This is a genomic window from Bacillus cereus group sp. BfR-BA-01350 (genome assembly GCF_022663775.1).
Taxonomy (GTDB): Bacteria; Bacillota; Bacilli; order Bacillales; family Bacillaceae_G; genus Bacillus_A; species Bacillus_A paranthracis.
In genome coordinates this window covers 44,898-65,421 of the sequence record NZ_JAKUGD010000016.1, presented here as the reverse complement: position 1 = coordinate 65,421, position 20,524 = coordinate 44,898, and the positions used below count along the sequence as shown (strand labels likewise).

Sequence of the window (20,524 nt, the reverse complement as noted above, 5' to 3'; positions counted from 1 at the left end):
TACTGTATTCGTTTGCCATTCTCATCCATTTCGCTTACAATAAACAGTAGCAAATAAAGAATTTCGTTATCACAGGGGGAGCTATGCCGCTGAGAGGGAACACTTCGTTCCGACCCTTCGAACCTGTTAGTTAATTCTAACGCAGGGATTGTGCAAACGTCCGAAATACATACCTCTTTTATTTACGTATTTCGTATCCTCCTATGATATCTATTCTTTTTTGTACAACTTGGATTTAGGGGGAGACAACATGCGTAACACCAATTTACAAGCGATGATCGAATCTGCTATTCTTGCAGCCTTCGCTATGATCATCGATATTTTACCATTATCACTTAAACTTCCAACAGGCGGTTCCATTTCATTTGCTATGATTCCTATTTTTATTATTGCTTACCGCTGGGGCTTTAAATCAGCTTTCTTAGGTGGTTTAGTTTGGGGACTATTACAAATTGTCGTGGGAGATGCTTACATTTTAACACCTGTTCAAGCATTCATTGAGTACTTCATTGCCTTTGCTTTTATTGGATTTGCTGGCTTATTCTATCGTCCAATTCAAAAAGCACTTTTAACGTCTAATGAAAATAACTTAGAACAATCAAATTTAGGTAGCCGTAAAGACAAACCTTCTTCAAAACAAAACGAAGGTAAGAAAGTTCTTGGTTATATTATCCTTGCTACATTTATCGGTAGCTTTGCTCGCTATTTCTGTCACTTTATTGCTGGTATCATTTTCTGGGGACAATATGCACCGAAAGGTCAATCAGCTGTGCTATATTCATTAATCGTAAATGGTAGTACAATGATTGGTTCTTATATTCTATGTACCGTTTTACTTATATTTTTATTTCTTACTTCACCACGCTTATTCAAGAGCATCAATGCTTATCAAATAAATGCAAACAAAAAGGGCGCTTAATGAGCGCTCTTTTTTTCATATCGTAATATCAATTAAAAATACAATAAATACGCAAAAGAAAATAAATACCATTATACTTAGCCAATTGCTATGCACGGTTCATCGACTCCTTACATAACCTCATTTTCTAAACAAATTATACTGATTAAAAATAAAGATTAGGTAAAGATAATATGAAAATAAATAAAAAAAAGCGTAGATCATATTGTCTACGCTTCTTTCGATAAATAGAAATAAAATAACACACCATCTTCTGTATTTTCTGCCCCATATTCAGCATCATGTAGTTCTAAAATATTCTTTGAAATGGCAAGTCCAAGACCTGTTCCTCCTTGCGAACGCTGGCGAGCTGCATCTACGCGATAAAAACGATCCCAAATTTTATCTAATTGCTCTTCTTCAATATGAGTACCTTTATTTTCAATACATACTTTTATACGATCCTTCTCATCTATTGTAGAAATAATAATATCTTCTTTATTTGGTGTATAACGTATCGCATTCGTAATGAAGTTCACGATGACTTGTTCAATCCGGCCTTGATTTGCGACTACTTCAAATGGGCCTATATGTTTATGAACACGAAGTCCTTTTTTCTCTATTTCTACAGAAAGGTTTTCACATATATCTTCCATTACTGTATCAATATAAAATGAATCCTTTTTCATTTTATATGTGCCTGACTCAAATTTAGCTAACTCCAGCATATCCAAAATTAAAGTATCCATTTTGTCTACTTCCCGTTCCATCGCTTGAAAATAGTACTCTTTTTTATGCTCAGCTACTCCATCTTTTAAAATAGAAATACAGCTTTTCATAATACTCAGTGGTGTTTTTAGTTCATGCGAAACACCAGAAATGAATTCTTTCCGCGTCTTTTCTAACTTTCTTTCCTTTTCAATATCTTGTTCTAGCTGTCCAATATGGGAATGGAGTTTATTGGATAATACATTAATATTTTTCGATAAATCACCAATTTCATCTTTTGAAGTAATCGGTATTTGTTCTGTGAAATCTAAATGCGCTATTTTCTTCGTCGTATCATTTATTTTTAATAACGGCTTTGCGATTTGCTTAGAGTAATAGAACGAAGCTAGAAAAATAAGAACAACTACAAATGCAATGATGTAAATGTAGTAATCTTGCACCATTTGTACAGCTTCATCTACAGGCTGTAAAGAAGCCATTGCATATATATATGTGACGGATCCGTCTTTTTCTTTTATTGGTTTGATTAATAATTTATATTTAATATCATTTTTTTCATAGTCCATTGTTTGTGTTGCATATTGTATGGGCTTGCTCTCTTTCAATAATAAATCCGTTTGAAATTCTTTTATGTTATCTAAAAAGATGCTATTTTTATAAATTGGATTTATAGGACCTGTTACATCCGGAAGCTGAACTTTCGTAACACGCCCTCTTATGTGAATATCTGGTTCTTGGGCAGCTTGCTCCTGAACTGCCGGCTTCTTTTCCTTACCAAATTGTTCCTCAGCTGCTTTCTTTTTCTCCTGATCTAATTTACTCATTTTCTCATTAAATGCTTTTTCTAACTGTTTATTAAATCCATTCAAATTTTGCTTACCTAGCGAAAAAGAGAATGGAATAAAACTTTCTTCTTTTTTCACTCCTGAAAAATAAATTTCTTGGCCTAAAAACGGAGTTGATGACTTATTATCAATCTCTTCTATATTGATGAGATTGTATAAAGGAATTTTGAATATTTGTTGTCCAAAACTCTTCTGTTGCTTACGATCTATCGTTACCTCAAAATAAAAATCATCCGCATGCTTTAAATTCCCGTTCTGATCTAATGTCGTAATCCACGTATTATTTTCTCTTAAAAAGTCTTGCTCCAGTCGCTTAATTTCTTCTGTATTTCCTGCATAGTTTAAATAATTTTTCTCAAAGGAATTTAAATTCACTTTAATATCTTCCACTTTTCGATTCGCATAATATTGTTTAAAAAATATCGTTTGTCCAATAAATATTGTCGCTAAAATTAACATACATAATGCTGTTGTGAGAGTAAATAATTTTAGTACAATCCCTTTTCTCATACATTCCCCTCAAATTTATAACCCGTTCGTACTACAGTTGTAATGTACTTTGCTTTCTCTCCTAATTTATTTCTTAAATTACGAATATGGCTGTTAACCGTTCGGTCGTCACCAGCAAATTCATATCCCCAAATTCTTGATATAAGTTGCTCTCTTGTTAAAACAATCCCTTGATTTCTCATAAAATACGCTAATATTTCAAATTCTGTATGTGTTAAATTAATGTCTGTTCTATCTACCGTAACAGTACGCGATGGAAAGTGGACGTGGATGCCATGAATTGATAATGTATCATCTTCATTCTCTAAAAGTTTCTTTGTTACTTTTCTACTTTCTAACAACCGTTTCGCTCTTGCTAATAAAATTGGCGGACTATACGGCTTCGTCACATAGTCATCTGCTCCAAGTTCAAATCCAAGTAACGTATCGTCTTCATCAACACGTGCCGTTAGCATAATAATAGGAACCTCGGATGTTTTACGGATTCTTCGGCAAACGGACCATCCATCAAGTTCCGGCAACATAATATCTAAAATAACTAAATCAACCTCTTCTTCCTCAAATACAACTAAAGCTTCTTTCCCGTCCCTTGCTTCAAACACTACATATTGCTCACTTAAAAAATAATCTTTTAATATTTCGCGTAATATGTCTTCATCTTCAACAATTAAAATATTTTTTGACATAACTTATGTATCCCCCTCCCACTTTGAGAAACTACAATTTCACTTTGAATAACTAGCAGTTAACTTCGCCTCGATAATATATCTATCCGGTGCATCCCCTATATAATTAAATGGATAGCAAGTCGTCAGTGTTAATATCTGTTCTTCTTTTTTTATAATAACAGTACGATCATCCGCATGGGTAATCCACTTCTTTTGAATTTCATATGTGTACGTTTTATTATCATACTCTAAAACAAGAGTATCTTTTTCTTTTAACTCTCCTAAATCTGTAAAGACCGTATCCCGGTGCCCACTTAGTACAGTATGGCCCCCTCCAGATGGCGTTGTCGTTACATCACTAACGAACATTCCAACTCCTTTTTTCAGCGTTGCATCATCCGCTCCCCAATATACAGAAAACTTCTTCTTTATTTTCGGTATATGTAACATCGCTACCTTTTCTCCTTCTTTATGCTCTGTTTGAGAAGAAGGGACTTGAGAAGTTACGGGAGTTTCATGTGAAAGTTGATTATGTTGTATATTGGTAAGGCTCTTTATTTCTTCCTTCGTTAGTTGCCCGGCAGAGCTTTTTCCTTTATACCATTCCACAGCATAATATGATCCCATAAATAGTCCTATAGCCATCAATATGATACCGATATAATTGAGTAACTTCATTCTTCATCCCTCCATGCCAAAAATGGTAGGAATAACCTACCATTTTTAATATATGAAATTATCCCATTCTTTATAGGGCAATATTGTAATTACGCCTTAACTTTATTGCGACGTTTCAAACCAAATAATGTACCGATTGCTACAAGACATGCACTTAATCCCATCATTACTACATTATTTGATGCAGTGTTTGGTAACTTTTCACCTTGTACAGCTGGCTTTGCTACTTCTTTTTTAGTTGCAGCATTTTTTTGTTGTACTTGTGCAGCTTCCTTTTTCCCTTCCTCACTCTTTTGCTGAGCCTTTATTGCTTCTTCTTTTTTTGCCATATCATTTTTCAGCTGTTCTTGTGCTATTCTCTTTTTCTCTTCTTCATTTTTTTGCTGTTCCTTAATCGCTGCTTCTTTTTTCGCCTTATCTTGTTGCAGTTGCGTTGCTTCTTCCTTCGTTACTGTTCCAGTATCCGCACTTGCTACTGAAGAATATCCCACTGTTAAAAGTGCTATTGCACAGATCGGTAATAGTTTCTTTTTCATTTTATTTCTCTCCTTTTATACGTTTTACATCACTTCGCATCGGATGTATCACTAGAATAAACAAGAGATATAAATATGAGATGCAGATGAAATATATTTCATTTAAAGATTTCATTGTAAAAAAATAAAAAAACATCGCAATATATACGATGTTTTTTCGGGTGTGTGTCTCAATTATTTACATGTTACTTTCGCGTGATTTAGAAGTAGAACGGGCCGGAGCGATAACTAATTGTCTCGGCTCAGTTTTCTTTAAGTGATTTTTGACGTTACACTTACGACGTTGAACAACCCACGCTTTAATAGGGTTTGTCAAAATAACCTTTTGCTCTTCGTTAGGGGTCTCTTCTTCAAACCTACAACTCTCGCTCCACTTACTCCATTTCATTGTAAATTTAGAAGAAGAATGATCGTCTTCTCGATCAAACAAGTGCAAAAAATCCATTTCGCCAGCTAGCATTACGGTGTTGCTAGTTGCTAAAAAAGAAAAGGTCGTCCAACGTTTCTCCATGCCCTCCTACTCCTTTTTCACATATAGAGTGCCTAAAACTTAATTTACCTAAAATATGCTTGCCTTTTACCTTACACCCATAGTTTATCCAAAACACTACTATGCAACTATCGATTTCCCTTACAACTACCTTACATTTTTGTAAGAAACAAAAAAAACCTTCACTATGCCTATGTGAAGGTCTCTTATTTCTTATCTATATGGTCTTTCATATCATCAAGTCCAGCTTCTTGCAGCTGTGACATCATACCATGGGAAATTGCGCCTAATACTAAAGTCATTCCAATTAGTGAAATACGAATCGCTGGTACATCAATTATATAAGCCAACAATCCAAGAACAATTGTTAATAGTAATGCTTTTATAAATGTTACAGTTGTGTACTGTTTCTTCTTCATTATCATCACCCTTTATGGAAGCGTTTTCTTTATATAATTAGTATATCATATCATCAGATGATTTTGTTATTGTCTTTGTAAAAAATTACTATCTTCTTTGACTTTTTCCTTTCTATCCTTTACAGTCGAAATGTTCACAAGTTTTACACTGTAGGAGGACTCCAATGAATATTGAAATAAAAGACACTTTAATTTCTGAAGAACAATTACAAGACAAAGTAAAAGAACTAGCACTTCAAATCGAACGTGATTTTGAAGGAGAAGAAATCGTAGTCATCGCTGTACTAAAAGGATCTTTCGTATTTGCTGCTGATTTAATTCGTCACATTAAAAACGATGTAACAATCGACTTTATTTCTGCATCTAGCTACGGAAATCAAACAGAAACAACTGGAAAAGTGAAACTATTAAAAGATATCGATGTAAACATTACTGGAAAAAACGTAATTGTCGTAGAAGACATTATTGATTCTGGTTTAACACTTCACTTCTTAAAAGATCACTTCTTTATGCATAAACCAAAGGCACTCAAATTCTGTACGTTACTTGATAAACCTGAGCGCCGCAAAGTGGATTTAACAGCTGAATATGTTGGCTTCCAAATTCCAGACGAATTTATCGTTGGCTACGGCATCGACTGCGCAGAAAAATATCGTAACTTACCATTTATTGCTTCAGTTGTAACGGAATAATCGTATAACTTAAAAAGTCGATAGTACATAAAATTTATATCGGCGATTTTTTAAATATATCGACTTACCGACAATAACTGACAATCTTAGCGCCTTATTAATAGGAAAAAGCTGTTCTGCAATACATCGGAACAGCTCCTTTCTTTCCATTACAAAAAAACAGGGAGAGATGAAAATGACAAAAACAAAATTTGAAAAAGTACTCCTCATCGTAAATCCAAAAGCTGGACAAGGCGACTTACATACAAATTTAACGAAAATCGTACCGCCTCTTGCCGCAGCTTTTCCTGACTTACATATTCTTCATACGAAAAAACAAGGTGATGCAACAAAATATTGCCAAGAGTTTGCTAGTAAAGTAGATTTAATTATCGTCTTTGGTGGTGACGGAACAGTATTTGAATGCACAAACGGCTTAGCACCTCTTGAAACTAGACCTACACTTGCAATCATTCCAGGTGGAACTTGCAATGACTTCTCTCGCACACTCGGCGTTCCGCAAAACATTGCAGAAGCAGCAAAACTTATCACTAAGGAACACGTAAAACCAGTTGACGTTGCAAAAGCAAACGGACAACATTTCCTAAACTTCTGGGGCATTGGACTCGTATCTGAAGTATCAAACAATATTGATGCAGAAGAAAAAGCAAAGCTCGGAAAAATAGGCTACTACTTAAGTACAATTCGAACTGTCAAAAATGCTGAAACATTCCCAGTTAAAATCACTTATGACGGACAAGTATATGAAGACGAAGCTGTTCTTGTCATGGTTGGAAACGGTGAATATCTTGGCGGCATCCCGTCCTTTATTCCGAACGTAAAATGTGACGACGGAACACTTGATATTTTCGTAGTCAAATCAACAGGTATTCAAGCATTTAAAGATTATATCGGAAAGAAACTATTTGAAGACTCAAATGAAAATGACATCTTCCACGTAAAAGCGAAATCCATTCATATCGAAACAGAGGAAGAAAAAGAAGTAGATACAGATGGAGAAAGTTCGCTTCATACACCTTGTAACATTGAATTATTACCAGGACACTTTACGATGATTTATAATCCTGCGGTTGTGTAATACAAAAAAACGAGCTAAAGTTTTAACATTTTAGCTCGTCTTTTTTATTACAAAGATATTTTAATATGAATTTTCGTAATCAAACTCCACCCAATTTTTCCAGTGCGTATTAGCATCCTTCTTCACAATAATACTTGGATCTTTCTTCTCTATTGCAGCGGCTACTGATTGGAAGAATTCATTTTCACTTACTTTTTCATCTTCAACATGTTTCCATTCTTCCGTTTCATACGCTACTTCCCAGTCGCCTTCTAAATCAAACTCTTCTAAAATCTCTTCTTTACTCCACCATAATAAATTTCGTGCTTCATTATTAGTAGCAAGCATACGCATGAAATATGTTGGATAAGACTCTATCGTTTGTATTTCTATTCCATGATTCACATAATCTTCTTCTGTAAATTGATATTCAAAATGATGCTCGCGAATTTTCACACTGTCATTATAAATATTTGGCATAAATTCACCTTCATCATCAAACAACTCATACTCTCCATCATTTAATTGTAAAATTCCATCATCACCAATTGAATGGTTTATTCTATCTCCATATACTTGAATATCATTACATACACCTAATGAACCTACACCGACAACTTGAAACACCATTAACCAATCCTTATTCTCTTTAAAGAAAAGAGAGAATTTCACTTGTGAAATATCCATATAATCATTATCAAAAGCAGGAAATTCATACTTACTTTGCTTTTTATCTAATAGTTTCAAAATATCTGTTTGCATCTGTAGCGTCTTCACCTCTATATAAACTTTTCAAATTTACTAGAGTATAACATAACTATACTTACCTCTGACATTATAATAATCCTACTTAAAAATAGCAGAATGGTCTATTTGCATCCTCTAGTTATTTTTAGATACAATTAAGAAAAGAAGCACCTTCATATAAGGGAGAGGGCATACTTTGTTCAACCAACAATTAGTGAATTTACGCATTGATTTTGCATTTAAACAATTGTTTGGTACGAATGGTAGTGAAGATATTCTCATTGCCTTTTTAAACGCGATGTTACAAGAGTCTTTAGAGTCACCTATTGCTTCTCTACAATTAGAAGATCCACATTTACACCGAGAACACGCAAATGATAAATTATCAATTCTAGATATTTCAGCAACATTAGACACAGGGACAAAAGTAAATGTAGAAATACAGCTTAATAATAATCACGATATGATGAAACGCAGTTTATATTATTGGGGATAATTATACACATCTCAGTTACAAAAAGGGATGCCCTACAGTGCACTTCGTAAAACCATCACCATTAATTTATTGAACTTCATCATGTTTTTAGATCACAAAGAATTTCATACTACACATAATCCCAATTAATATAAGACTAACAACGAGTAGCATACCTCTCACTCCTCCCCTTTAAATTTTACCATAAAATAACAAACCCGATTCTCTCATCGAGAATCGGGTTTATATTTACAATCCTAACTTTTCCTTTGCACCGTCAGGAATTTTATCTATCGTTACTTGCACTTTGTCATGTAAAACCTTTCCTCTTGTCAGCACATGCCAATACGAACCTTTTTGTAATTCACCTACTCCATCAATCGTTACTTCTTTTTCTTTTCCATCCTTATCATAAGCTTTCACCGTATATTCACGGCCTTTATTTCCGCCTAATTCTTTTCCATCATTATCAATAATTGCGTAATGATTCTCTATATCAAGAAATGGGTTCATCTGATCTAATAGCTTACTCCCACTTAATAAATATGTCGCTCCTGCGACGATAACAATCATTGCTCCAAAAATAAATCTTTTCATCTATATTCCGCCTTTCATTATGTTTTCTTGAGAACATTTCTAAGTATAGAGCGCATTTCTTAATAAAAACTCGTACAGTTTCTTAACTTTTTCTTAATGTAGAAGAAATGTGGCGTTACATCCAGGTACATGAAATTATATCGACGATTTTTCGAATATATCGAACACAACTCAAAATATATCAACGATTTTTCGAATATATCGACGTTTCGACAAGGAATATCGACTTACCGACAAAAACTGACAGTAGAAACAACAAAAAAGGCTGTCCAAAATGGATTTTGGAACAGCCTCCGCTACTTACTCATTACTGCACTTCTTTTTACATAAAACAAACTACCAATTAAAACGACAATTACGCCAAAATATACGCCATACTCTATCGCAACTGCTACAATTCTTTCAATATGTTGTCCGAATAAAGAACCGAGCACGAAATAAATGAGTGTCCAAACAAATCCTGTCGTATAGGAATACAAAGCATATATCCGAAATGACATGTTATTCATTCCAACTAAATACGGTACGATATGTCTTACAACTGGTATGAAGTAACTTGTAACTAACGCATAATGACCATATTTCTCTACCATTTGTTGAGATTTCAAAAGATATTTTGCCTTTTTCTTTTTCATTAGTTTATGAAGTACTTTTGTACCAAATATTTTCCCTAGTATATAACCTAAAGAAAGTCCGGATACAACTCCTAAATACGTTAATAAAAATGCAGGAATGATACTTAATATCCCTAGTGAAGAGACAAATCCGCCACTCATTACAATCATTTCGTCTGGAATTGGCATACCGATAATACCTAACCATAAACAGAAAAATAACGCCCAATAACCATACTGCTCAATATAAGATAATAATTCATGCAATTCCATTATGCATATACTCTCCTTAGCTCTTTTTTACAACTAAAGACGTACGCTGGCGGAAAATTGAGCCACACTTTTTCTAATGTAATTTGAGGAAAGAAATGCTGTATAAATCCTTTTTTCACAAGTGAATATTGAAATGTTATGAATTCCCCATTCTCATGTATTGCTTCCATTGCATTATTTAAAATGCGTTTTGAAACTTCTTCTGGTAAAGAGGTAAAAGGTAATCCCGATAAGACATAATCCACGCATTCTATATGGAACTCTTCCATATACTTCTTTATATTTTCAGCTGAACCATGCACAACAATGACGTTCTGCTCATCTTTAAACTTTCTCTTTAGCTCTTTGCAAAACACTTCATTTATTTCAATAAGAAGAAATATTGTTTCCTGTTTCTTTCTCTTCATAATTTCTTTCGTAAAGACTCCTGTACCAGGCCCTAACTCTACAATGCATTTTGCTTTATTAAAATCAATTACATCTACCATTTTCTTTGCTAATATTTTTGAACTTGGCGCAACTGCACCAGTATGTTTCGGATGTTTAATAAATTCATGTAAGAATGTTATGAGCTGCATGTAAACTTCTCCCCATTCGTTCAATAGTTTTTAACTTGTTTCTAAGTATAACTATCGTTTCTTAACAAAAATTGAGGAGATTTCTTAAGATTTTATGAAGAATGTATCATTTGCTCTTATATATAAATATCCCTTTTATATTTATTAATTCGGTATAATGGATATAAAAATAAATTTTATGAAAGGTACCATCACATCTGCAGAAATAAATCTGTCAATTACCTTTCATTATTATCCAACATATGTAATTATTTTGTATGAGCAAAGAAATCCCAATAATAAGAAATTTATATTTTGTAGAAACGAATGTAGATTTAAATATATTTCAAAACGATTTAAAAGGAGAAGATCATGAATAATTATATCGACATACAGCACTTATGTGACCTTGTACATAGTACTTTTCATGTACCCGTTCAATTCTTAGCTACTAATAAAAAAATTGTATATGAATCTACTTCTCATACGATTGGTAGTCCTTTTTATACTTCTAAAGAAGAACATCTGAATGAACTTTATCAAGAAAATGCTCCTTGTAATTTTCCAATTTTCAAAGGGAATAAGTACCTTGAGAATTTCATTAGCATTCATATAACTGATCATGAACATATAAAAGGAACAATTATACTCGGGCCTACTACTTATCCAAAAGTATCAGATGAAATGGCTATTAAACTTATGAAGTATTTCAACTGTAATCATAAAATGCAGCAAGGAATAGACTACTATCAATTTCTACCAGAGATTAAAAAAAGTACGCTAATTGATATAAGTATTTGGTTACATTACGTCATTTTCAATGAAAAATTAGATCGCGATATTGTTTGGAAAAAAAATAAATTGCTCGAAGATGTTTCTTATAAAATCGTAAATCCTGATTTATACATTTCAAAACGTCGCCGGCATGACCCGCAAAATTATGACATATCATTGGAACGTAAATTTTTTTCAGCCATTAAAGAAGGCAATAAAGAAAAGGTCATACAATATGCCTATTCCTTCCCACAAGAAGACGCAGCAATTTCATCTAAAGGAGATCAACTGAGAAACCAAAAAAATAACGGTATTATCGCCATTACACTAGCTACTCGATATGCGATAGATGGTAATCTCCCATCACATATTGCTTTTTCACTCGGCACTTTATATATCCAAACCATTGAAAAGCTAGACAACATGTATTCCGTAAATAGATTAATTGAAGATGCATTATGTACTTTTGCAGAACGTGTAAAAGAATATAATAATCAAGCATATTCTAATGCCATTACTACATGCTTAAATCATATTCACAAACATATTTACGATGAAATAACTCTTAATGACCTTGCTAACCTTTTACATATTTCCCCTACTTATTTATCAAAATTATTTAAAAAAGAAGTGGGAATTCCTTTAAGTGAATATATCCAGAGGGAACGAGTAGAAGAAGCAAAAAAATTATTAACATTAACGACTTATCCACTATCAGATATTTGTGCCTGGCTCAACTTTAATGATCAAAGCTATTTCACGAGAGTTTTCAAAAAAATCACTAACATGACTCCTAGACACTATCGTGAAAATCATACTGTTATATAAAAACGCTTTCTTAATAGAGGGTGAGATAGTTGCCATACTTGCTCACCTTCCTCGATTTGATTTCCTCTCCTTCATCCAAAATAAAGTTTTAATCCTCTTCAAAAAAGTACAAGAATGACAAATAAATTACTATAAATAAGTGAATGAATTTGATAATTTTTTAGTACTAAGCAAATTCAGCTCCAAATCAGACATAATAAAACTAACACAAGGTACTTCGGAATGATCAGCAGTAGTTACTTCCATAGTGATTAACCTTCCTATATAGAAAATATATTGTTAGGAGAATAGAAAGCATGAGTAGTACAAATATATCAAAATCAGTTCAATTGACTATTATGTCTAAACAATCTGCTCACATGAAAGAATCGCGAAAAGTATCACCATACGATGATAGAGAAAGAATTGAAGACACTTTATTACGCTCATTCATTTCAGAAAAAGAAATATTAATCACTTATTATAAAGATAGTTATTTCCCTACAAGTTATATGACTGTAATTGAATTAAACCCTTTGAAACGTTCTTTAATATGTATAGATACCTTTGGCCGTAAACATACTTTTAGTTTTATAGACATAATCGATGCGCGTTAATTATTGCTACACAAAAAAGCCACTCACCTCATAAAAATTAGGTAAATGGCTTTTTCCTTCCTCACAGCTTCACTTATTATTTCGCACTCACAATCTTATAATAAGAGCGAACTGTTAAGAAGTAATATCCGATATAAATAGCGCCGTATACTCCAATACTAATTAGGAGTGGGATCATGATTTCATACGGTAATATGTTCCCTAAACCTTTTAGTGCAAACAAGCTGTGCAAGATTCCGATTACTAACGGGATCGCAAAGATAAAGCTTACTTGTTTTGCGATAGCTTTCTTCATCTCTTGCTTCGTTACACCGACTTTATGAAGAACGACGTAACGATCACGGTCAGCACTTGCTTCTGTAAGCTGCTTGAAGTAAATGATTGAACCTGTCGCTAATAGGAATACTAATCCTAAAAATAGTCCGATGAACATCATTAAACCTGTCGTTTCAAGTCCCGTTTGGAATCCTGTATAGAAATCATGAAATGGTTTTAAAATTTCTGATTCACCAGCTGGCATAACGCTTGCCAATTTCGCTGTTAACTCTTTACTATTTCGCTCACCTTTTACATCAATATTTTTTACAATGCGCGTTTCGTTTACTTGTTTCGCCTGCTCATATGTTTGATCTGGAACGATTACAAATAGTTCATTTAAGTTTGTAACACTTCTACTATTTACACCTTTAATCTTTAACTCTTTCGATTCATTTCCAACAGGGAATACAGCTGTATTTCCTGTGTAAAGAGGACCAAAATCAAGTGTTTCAATATATAGGCTATCATATACAAAAGCTTCATTCGCATTTAAATTTACAGGTTCTATATCTAAATGTTTCGCGATTGTATTAAAATTTGATTGAGAAATAAGCTGGTACTGCTTCGTCACATTATAGTGTGTGTTCAGAACTTGATCCGCTCTTTCACCTTTAAATGTTCCTTTCACAGGAATCATTTCAAATTCTGATTCATATGTCACTGGATGATTATTCTTTTCTCCAGCAAGTATTTCATTTACTTTTTTATCTAATGCTTCGTCTTTTTTCTCATATGAATAACTATACGGCGCAGCAACTTTTGATTGCGTAAATGTATTGTAATACATCGTAACTGACGTACCAACCGCCGTTAATGTTACTGCACTTAAAATCGCAATTGTCGCAAGTGATTTCGCATTTCCTTTAATACGATATAGTAACTGCGATGTCGTTACCATATTCATACCGTTATAAAACGCTGATTTATTATTTCTCGCACGTTTCAATATAAATACTGTGAAGAACATGAACAATAAATAAGTTCCTGCTACTGTCGCTAATAAAATGTATAATGCAACGACCATAAAGTCTGCATACATAACTGCTTTCATGTACATTAACGCTAAGAAATAACCTGAACCGATTAAGAAAACTGAAATTAATGCCATAATAACAGAGCCCTTCGGCATTGCTTCTCCTTCACGTTCTGCACGGAAAAGTTCAATTAGCTTGAATCGATAAATTAGACGATATCCTTGAAGTGATGTATATAAAATAATCACAAAGAAAATAATTGCTGTATCAATAATGGCAGCCATCGGTACTTCAAAATGAACATTTAAATTTAATCCCATCATATTTACTAATAACTCAAGGAATAATTTTGAAAGGACACTACCAATCGCAATCCCGATTACTAATGACATTAATCCCATTAACATATTTTCATAAAAGAGCATTTTACCAATCTGTCTTTTACGAATACCTAATAAAGAATATAACCCAACTTCTTTTTTACGTTTTCTTGTAAAGAAACCGTTCGAATATATAATAAACACCGCTACGAAAATAATAAGCATCACACTGGAAACTTGGAATGCCCCACTAATTTTTTTAGAAGCTTCCGCTGCTTTTTCCATTTGTGAATTATATTGCAGTGCTTTAAATGTAAAGTAAATAACGATACTAAAAATCATAGATGCAAAATATACAAAGTAGTCTTTAAAGTTCCGCTGTATGTTGCGGAGGGCAATGCTAGATAAGGTCATCAGCCATACCTCCGGAAATAGAAGACATTACATCAACGACTTGTTGGAAGAACTGTTTACGCGTTAACTCGCCGCGGTGCAATTCTTTATATAACTCACCATCTTTAATGAAAATAACTCGCTTACAGTAACTTGCTGCAAATGCATCGTGCGTTACCATTAAGATTGTTGAGTTATCATACTCATTTAGCGACTTCATACTTTCAAGTAAATCTGTCGCTGATTTAGAATCAAGTGCTCCCGTTGGCTCGTCCCCGAAAATCATACTTGGATTTGTAACGATTGCACGTGATGCCGCACATCTTTGCTTCTGTCCACCAGATACTTGATATGGGAACTGACTTAAAATATGATCAATACCGAACTTTTTCGAGATTTCAAGAACGCGGCGATCAATTTCATTTGCCTTTACTTTCGATAACGCAAGAGGTAACGCAATGTTCTCTTTTACCGTTAACGTATCTAATAAGTTATAATCTTGGAAAATGAAACCTAAATGATCGCGGCGGAATAACGCTAACTTATCATCATTCATTTTTACGATATCTTTTCCATCAATTAAAATCTCACCGTTCGTCGCATTATCAATTGTAGAAAGAACGTTTAGTAAAGTCGTCTTACCCGAACCAGAAGGTCCCATAATTCCAACGAACTCACCTTCTTTTACTTGTAAGTTAATACCTTTTAACGCTGCAAATTTATTACCACCCGTGTCATACACTTTTTCAATATTTTTTGCTTCTAATACTGTTTTCATCTCGACATCCCTCATTTCATCTATTCTCTATTTTCACTATATACATTCTCTACTTTTTCCACTATCGATGTTTCTTACACAAACATGACAGTTATGTAAGGCCGGTAAGCAAAGAAATCAAAATTTAACCTAATGAATCAAAGTACTTTGTTACTATAACATTGGGATATCATGCCATCCATTCATTCTCCTTACAGGAACATTACAATTTTGTAAGGTTAAAAATATACCCTACAAAGTTGTGCATGAAATGTCGGATGGAGCTATTTTTTTCCTGCTATTCTATTTAACAAGGAGGTTATGGTTATGGATTCACTTAAAAACATGAATGAAGCAATGCAGTATATTGAAGAAAACCTTACACATGAAATTGATTTTAAGGAAGTCGCAAAAATAGCTTACTGCTCCGAGTATCATTTCAAAAGAATGTTTTCTTTCCTAGCTGGCATATCACTATCAGAATATATTCGCTGTAGACGTCTTACTCTCGCTGCTTTTGAACTAAAAAATAGCGATGCAAAAGTTATTGATGTCGCTATAAAATATGGCTACAATTCACCCGATTCATTCTCTCGTGCCTTTCAAAACTTGCACGGCATAACACCTTCAGAGGCCCGAAATAGTAGCCATTCTTTAAAAGCCTATTCACCCATGACCTTCCAATTATCCATCCAAGGAGGAAATGAAATGAATTATCGAATTGAAGAAAAAGAGCCATTTCGAATTATAGGTATTACAAAACGCGTACCGATTGTATTTAGCGGTGTAAATGAAGAAATTGCTTCTATGTGGAAAAGTTTAAATCCAGAGGCTATTCAAACATTAAAGTCCCTTTCAAACATGGAACCTACTGGAATCATTAGTGCTTCTACTAACTTTTCTGAAGGAAGAATGGAGGAAAAAGGAGAACTGGATCACTATATTGGCGTAGCCACAACAAAGGATTGTCCAGAGCAGTTTAAACAGCTTGAAGTTGCAACTTCAACGTGGGCTGTATTTGAAGCTGTCGGTCCATTTCCTGAAACATTACAAAATGTATGGGGACGCATTTATTCCGAATGGTTTCCTTCCTCAAACTATGAACTAGCGGAAGGACCAGAAATATTATGGAATGAACAGAAAGATATATCTTCTCCAAACTTTAAAAGTGAAATTTGGATACCGGTTTTGAAGAAATGATACAAAATAAAGCAGCTCTTCCTTAAAAGGAAAAGCTGCTTTATTTACATTTTCAACTCTTCTTTATAAATGCTATATGACTTTATTGTTGATACGATAATGCATATTAATATCATTCCAATCCCCATAAAAATATTAAACGGATCTGGAAGCAAAGCCCCGGCATATATACAAAGTGAACCTATTACAAATACCCTCGAAGCAAATCGGTGTGTTTTTCTCCAAACTATAGGATTTTCTAATGTCCAGTCCATTCGAATACCTACTAACCCGTTCGGCTTCGTTTGTTGCATGTAATTACCTAATACAAGAAACAATGTTCCAAGTCCAAAATTAAATGCAATGGAGCCCGATGCAATATAATTAGATACTGCTAATAGTGCAAATATGTTACATCCAAATCCGATAAAGAGAATAGCATAATTAATCGCTGAAAGAACTTTGGATTGCTGTATAGACTTATCTTTTATGAATCCAAAAACTAGCCATATTATATAGAGCACTACCATACTACCTATCGAGAATGAACTTGCTTCTATTTTAGAAAAATATCCATCTACTACTCCTGCTGCATTATAATGGCGTGGAATTTGTTCTGGTAAATACGGCCATACAATATACCACCCAATTGCAACTCCAATTATTAAACTCCATGGTAATACGTGTCTTCTCATCCTCTCTCCCCCATATTTTTTATTAAGTCCCTATCTCTTTCTTATAAGTAACATAGGAATACACCATCGTACCAACAACCAATACAGCAACAACACTTAACAAACTAATCACTTTCCACATTCCCGGTAGAAACGCCGAAATCATAATTACAATACCACCAATCATCATAATCTTTGATCCTAACCGATGTGTTTTTCTCCACACTTCCTCATTACTTAACGTCCACGGCGTTTTAATACCTATGAAGAAATTTGGTTTACATTGTTGCATATAATTGCCGAGTACAACAAAAAGGATACCGACCATTACGTTCACAAAAATTCCAATTGGAACGTTATACCCTAAAGCATTTGCTAGTGTCATCATATTAATAGTAAATAAGAAAAATAAAATTGCTCCATTAATCCTTCCAAGTGCTTTAGGAAATTTTTTATAGTTCTCATACTTTGGATCTATCTTAGGCAATACAGTTACTAATACATATATAAAAATCATAATTGCTACATCAAAAATCAACATTCCCATTTTTGACATATGTCCATTTACTTCACCATCAATGTTCCAATGACTCGGAACCTCTCCCGGTAAATACGGCCATGCAGCGCACCATGCAATAATCGTTAAAGCAATTAATAATAACGGAAATACATGCTTTCTCATTTCCCCTCTTCCCCCTTATTCGTAAATGTAAACACCCAAGTCAACAAATCTTGAAAGACCGTTGTGTTTAAAGAGTACAAAACGAATTGCCCTTTCTTTTCATCTTGAATAAGTTCAGCATTTTTAAGTGCGTTTAAGTGATGTGAAATACTTGGTTTTGTCATATTGAAATGTTCAGCGATCTCACCAGCGGTTAGATCACCTTCTTTTAATAAGTCCAAAATTTTTCTCCTTGTTGGATCTGCTAATGCTTTGAATGCTTGATTCAATGTCTTTCTTCCTTTCACTAATTAGACATTTAGATATTTATCTAAATGTTAAAACAATTACTATCATTTGTCAATTATATCCAGCACCCTTTTTACTTTTTACGCTTTTGCCCTATACTGTTTATTAGCTTATCTTTCAACATAATGAAAAGACTTGAAACACATGATACACTATATCTACAATTGTTTTTTAGGAGGAATATACATATGTATAAAATTTTAATCGTTGAAGACGATCCAAATATTTCATCATTACTACAATCTCACATTCAAAAATATGGCTATGAAGCTGTTGTTGCAGAGAATTTCGATGATATTATGGAATCGTTTAACGCTGTGAAACCACATCTTGTTTTACTTGATGTAAACTTACCGAAATTCGATGGGTTCTACTGGTGCCGCCAAATTCGTCATGAATCTACTTGCCCTATTATTTTCATTTCAGCTCGTGCTGGTGAGATGGAGCAAATTATGGCGATTGAAAGCGGTGCGGATGATTATATTACAAAACCGTTCCACTATGACGTTGTAATGGCAAAAATTAAAGGTCAATTACGCCGTATTTACGGTGATTATGCGCCAAATATTTCTGAACGTATCGTTGAAGTAGAAGGCTTAAAACTATTCCCAGAACGTCCAGAAATTCATTTTGGATCTGAACAAGTTCTTTTAACGAAGAAAGAGGCTATTTTAGCAGAAATGTTATTATCTAAATTCCCTCGTACAGCGAGCCGTGAAGATTTATTAGCTGCTCTTTGGGATGACGAGAGCTTCGTTGAAGAAAACACATTAAACGTAAACATTACGCGTCTTCGTAAAAAGTTCAATGAGCTTGGTATTGAAAATGCTATTGAAACAGTGCGCGGACTTGGGTATCGTTTTAACGCAACTTGGAGTGAATAAGCATGAAGCTATTTTTACGTGATCATTTTGCATTTTTTCTACTGTACATATTAAACTTCGGTATCATCTTCGTTCTCTATGATGCAGTAGATGGATTCCAAAATAATAAATTTTACTTCGTCGTTTTAAGTTTATACTTATTTATTTGTTTCCTCGCTTATCGTTACGTTCGCAATCGTAGAATGTACCATAGATTAAGTGAACAACCAGAAAAAATGGAAGATGCGTTTATTGAAAGAGCAACTGCTCCGATGCCTCACGGTGTAAATGAACTCGTGCGCACGCAGTATCGTCTCTTCCAAAAAGAACTACAATCGTATGAAGTAAAACAACAAGAACATCAATTATTCATTAACCACTGGGTGCATCAAATGAAAACGCCCGTTTCTGTTATGCAACTTATGGTGCTTGAAATGGAAGATGAACATTTAATTCCGAAATTCAAAAAAGAATTAGAACGTCTAAACCAAGGGCTTGATATGGCTTTATACATGGCAAGGTTAAATAACTTCCATGAAGACTTCCATGTTGAGACGATTTCATTAAAAGATACGGTAACGAAAAATATTAATGGATTAAAAGAACTATTTATCCGAAACGGAGTCTTCCCTGTTTTAGAAGTTCATTCTGATTTAAAAGTTGCTTCTGATGCGAAATGGCTAAAATTTATCATCTATCAGTTAATGACAAATGCCGTTCGTTACTCTGGTGAGCGCGGAAAGAAAGTATTCTTATCCGCTTATCGAAACGGAAAAGATATTATTTTAGAAGTTCGTGATGAAGGTGTTGGTATTCCGCAAGAAGATATTCGACGAGTATTCGAACCGTTTTACACTGGGAAAAATGGTCGTACATTCGGAGAATCAACTGGTATGGGACTTTATATCGTAAGTAAAATTTGTGATTATTTAGGTCACTCTGTCAAACTAGATTCTGAAGTTGGTAAAGGAACGACGATTAAAATCATCTTCCATAACGCTGCAAATAATCAATCAGAACAAACGGAGAAGGTGACCGAAGCATGATCGTGACATATGCAAGCAAAATGTATGAGAACTCACTCTCATACATT

23 protein-coding genes, 1 pseudogene and 1 riboswitch are annotated in these 20,524 nt (G+C 33.9%); of the genes and pseudogenes, 9 read left to right on the top strand and 15 right to left on the bottom strand.

From position 1 onward, the window contains the following. Positions 1-64: 64 nt before the first annotated feature. Positions 65-166, top strand: a riboswitch (TPP riboswitch). Between the two features lie 84 nt (positions 167-250). Beyond that, positions 251-919 carry an energy-coupled thiamine transporter ThiT gene (gene thiT / locus MR147_RS24240; protein ID WP_074606100.1) on the top strand — a complete coding sequence of 223 codons (669 nt, stop codon included), beginning with the start codon at positions 251-253 and terminating at the stop codon, positions 917-919. 209 nt (positions 920-1,128) lie between these two features. On the opposite strand, the gene MR147_RS24235 is transcribed toward thiT, so the two are convergent. The 6 genes from MR147_RS24235 to MR147_RS24210 all read right to left on the bottom strand — a co-directional run bounded on the left by MR147_RS24235 (position 1,129) and on the right by MR147_RS24210 (position 5,776). Continuing rightward, positions 1,129-2,982 (bottom strand): sensor histidine kinase, encoded by a 1,854-nt coding sequence (locus MR147_RS24235; RefSeq protein ID WP_074606101.1) that lies wholly within the window; start codon positions 2,980-2,982, stop codon positions 1,129-1,131. After that, entirely contained in the window at positions 2,979-3,668 is a 690-nt protein-coding gene (locus tag MR147_RS24230) for a response regulator transcription factor (protein WP_074606103.1), read from the bottom strand. The genes MR147_RS24235 and MR147_RS24230 overlap by 4 nt, the downstream gene beginning before the upstream one ends. Positions 3,669-3,707: 39 nt before the next feature. Then, positions 3,708-4,328, bottom strand: coding sequence for a class D sortase (locus MR147_RS24225; RefSeq protein WP_074606105.1), 621 nt, complete (start codon positions 4,326-4,328; stop codon positions 3,708-3,710). Between the two features lie 89 nt (positions 4,329-4,417). Next, complete coding sequence (locus MR147_RS24220; RefSeq protein ID WP_000728006.1) at positions 4,418-4,864, bottom strand: LPXTG cell wall anchor domain-containing protein; 447 nt, start codon at positions 4,862-4,864, stop codon at positions 4,418-4,420. A 178-nt stretch (positions 4,865-5,042) separates the two neighbouring features. Then, positions 5,043-5,375 (bottom strand): hypothetical protein, encoded by a 333-nt coding sequence (locus tag MR147_RS24215; RefSeq protein WP_000415605.1) that lies wholly within the window; start codon positions 5,373-5,375, stop codon positions 5,043-5,045. A gap of 185 nt (positions 5,376-5,560) precedes the next feature. Next, positions 5,561-5,776: a hypothetical protein gene (locus MR147_RS24210; protein ID WP_002156638.1), complete on the bottom strand. Its 216-nt coding sequence runs from the start codon at positions 5,774-5,776 to the stop codon at positions 5,561-5,563. A 161-nt stretch (positions 5,777-5,937) separates the two neighbouring features. Between MR147_RS24210 and hpt the strand changes: the two genes are divergently transcribed. Continuing rightward, positions 5,938-6,465, top strand: a complete 528-nt coding sequence (gene hpt, locus MR147_RS24205) for a hypoxanthine phosphoribosyltransferase (protein WP_001019299.1) — start codon at positions 5,938-5,940, stop codon at positions 6,463-6,465. 175 nt (positions 6,466-6,640) lie between these two features. Next, positions 6,641-7,543, top strand: coding sequence for a diacylglycerol/lipid kinase family protein (locus MR147_RS24200; protein ID WP_071728724.1), 903 nt, complete (start codon positions 6,641-6,643; stop codon positions 7,541-7,543). 60 nt (positions 7,544-7,603) lie between these two features. On the opposite strand, the gene MR147_RS24195 is transcribed toward MR147_RS24200, so the two are convergent. Further along, positions 7,604-8,284, bottom strand: a complete 681-nt coding sequence (locus MR147_RS24195; RefSeq protein WP_074606107.1) for a DUF7003 family protein — start codon at positions 8,282-8,284, stop codon at positions 7,604-7,606. Between the two features lie 181 nt (positions 8,285-8,465). On the opposite strand from MR147_RS24195, the pseudogene MR147_RS24190 reads away from it, so the two are divergent. Further along, a pseudogene (locus MR147_RS24190) lies at positions 8,466-8,879 on the top strand (Rpn family recombination-promoting nuclease/putative transposase); the annotation flags it as partial. A gap of 114 nt (positions 8,880-8,993) precedes the next feature. Here MR147_RS24190 and MR147_RS24185 read toward each other — a convergent pair. The 3 genes from MR147_RS24185 to MR147_RS24175 form a co-directional block, all read right to left on the bottom strand. Further along, a complete protein-coding gene (locus tag MR147_RS24185) occupies positions 8,994-9,341 on the bottom strand; it encodes a YxeA family protein (RefSeq protein ID WP_074606109.1) in 348 nt (115 codons plus the stop codon). Positions 9,342-9,637: 296 nt separating this feature from the next. Next, complete coding sequence (locus tag MR147_RS24180) at positions 9,638-10,228, bottom strand: DedA family protein (protein WP_074606111.1); 591 nt, start codon at positions 10,226-10,228, stop codon at positions 9,638-9,640. After that, the gene (locus tag MR147_RS24175; protein WP_001176082.1) at positions 10,228-10,806 is read right to left on the bottom strand and encodes a class I SAM-dependent methyltransferase; all 579 of its coding nucleotides are present in this window, start codon (positions 10,804-10,806) and stop codon (positions 10,228-10,230) included. The genes MR147_RS24180 and MR147_RS24175 overlap by 1 nt, the downstream gene beginning before the upstream one ends. Positions 10,807-11,157: 351 nt before the next feature. Here MR147_RS24175 and MR147_RS24170 point away from each other — a divergent pair, with 351 nt between their 5' ends. Beyond that, entirely contained in the window at positions 11,158-12,387 is a 1,230-nt protein-coding gene (locus MR147_RS24170) for a helix-turn-helix domain-containing protein (protein WP_074606113.1), read from the top strand. Between the two features lie 296 nt (positions 12,388-12,683). After that, a complete protein-coding gene (locus tag MR147_RS24165) occupies positions 12,684-12,983 on the top strand; it encodes a YolD-like family protein (protein ID WP_074606114.1) in 300 nt (99 codons plus the stop codon). Positions 12,984-13,059: 76 nt separating this feature from the next. Here the strand turns inward: MR147_RS24165 and MR147_RS24160 are convergent, their stop codons facing one another. Then, positions 13,060-15,009 carry an ABC transporter permease gene (locus MR147_RS24160; protein WP_074606116.1) on the bottom strand — a complete coding sequence of 650 codons (1,950 nt, stop codon included), beginning with the start codon at positions 15,007-15,009 and terminating at the stop codon, positions 13,060-13,062. Then, complete coding sequence (locus MR147_RS24155) at positions 14,996-15,766, bottom strand: ABC transporter ATP-binding protein (RefSeq protein ID WP_000859653.1); 771 nt, start codon at positions 15,764-15,766, stop codon at positions 14,996-14,998. Before MR147_RS24155 ends, MR147_RS24160 begins: the two co-directional genes overlap by 14 nt. Before the next feature lie 306 nt (positions 15,767-16,072). Between MR147_RS24155 and MR147_RS24150 the strand changes: the two genes are divergently transcribed. After that, a complete protein-coding gene (locus MR147_RS24150; RefSeq protein ID WP_242304806.1) occupies positions 16,073-16,945 on the top strand; it encodes an AraC family transcriptional regulator in 873 nt (290 codons plus the stop codon). Positions 16,946-16,989: 44 nt separating this feature from the next. Here the strand turns inward: MR147_RS24150 and MR147_RS24145 are convergent, their stop codons facing one another. From MR147_RS24145 to MR147_RS24135, 3 genes are read right to left on the bottom strand one after another with little or no spacing between them, the layout of a single operon-like run. Continuing rightward, positions 16,990-17,619, bottom strand: coding sequence for an SdpI family protein (locus MR147_RS24145; protein WP_074606120.1), 630 nt, complete (start codon positions 17,617-17,619; stop codon positions 16,990-16,992). Positions 17,620-17,641: 22 nt separating this feature from the next. Next, positions 17,642-18,280 carry an SdpI family protein gene (locus tag MR147_RS24140; protein WP_074606121.1) on the bottom strand — a complete coding sequence of 213 codons (639 nt, stop codon included), beginning with the start codon at positions 18,278-18,280 and terminating at the stop codon, positions 17,642-17,644. Continuing rightward, positions 18,277-18,549 (bottom strand): autorepressor SdpR family transcription factor, encoded by a 273-nt coding sequence (locus MR147_RS24135; protein ID WP_074606124.1) that lies wholly within the window; start codon positions 18,547-18,549, stop codon positions 18,277-18,279. Before MR147_RS24135 ends, MR147_RS24140 begins: the two co-directional genes overlap by 4 nt. 207 nt (positions 18,550-18,756) lie before the next feature. On the opposite strand from MR147_RS24135, the gene MR147_RS24130 reads away from it, so the two are divergent. Both MR147_RS24130 and MR147_RS24125 read left to right on the top strand, forming a co-directional pair. Beyond that, positions 18,757-19,452: a response regulator transcription factor gene (locus tag MR147_RS24130; protein ID WP_000276737.1), complete on the top strand. Its 696-nt coding sequence runs from the start codon at positions 18,757-18,759 to the stop codon at positions 19,450-19,452. Positions 19,453-19,454: 2 nt separating this feature from the next. Further along, a complete protein-coding gene (locus MR147_RS24125; RefSeq protein WP_000765330.1) occupies positions 19,455-20,477 on the top strand; it encodes a sensor histidine kinase in 1,023 nt (340 codons plus the stop codon). The last annotated feature ends 47 nt before the right edge of the window (positions 20,478-20,524 follow it).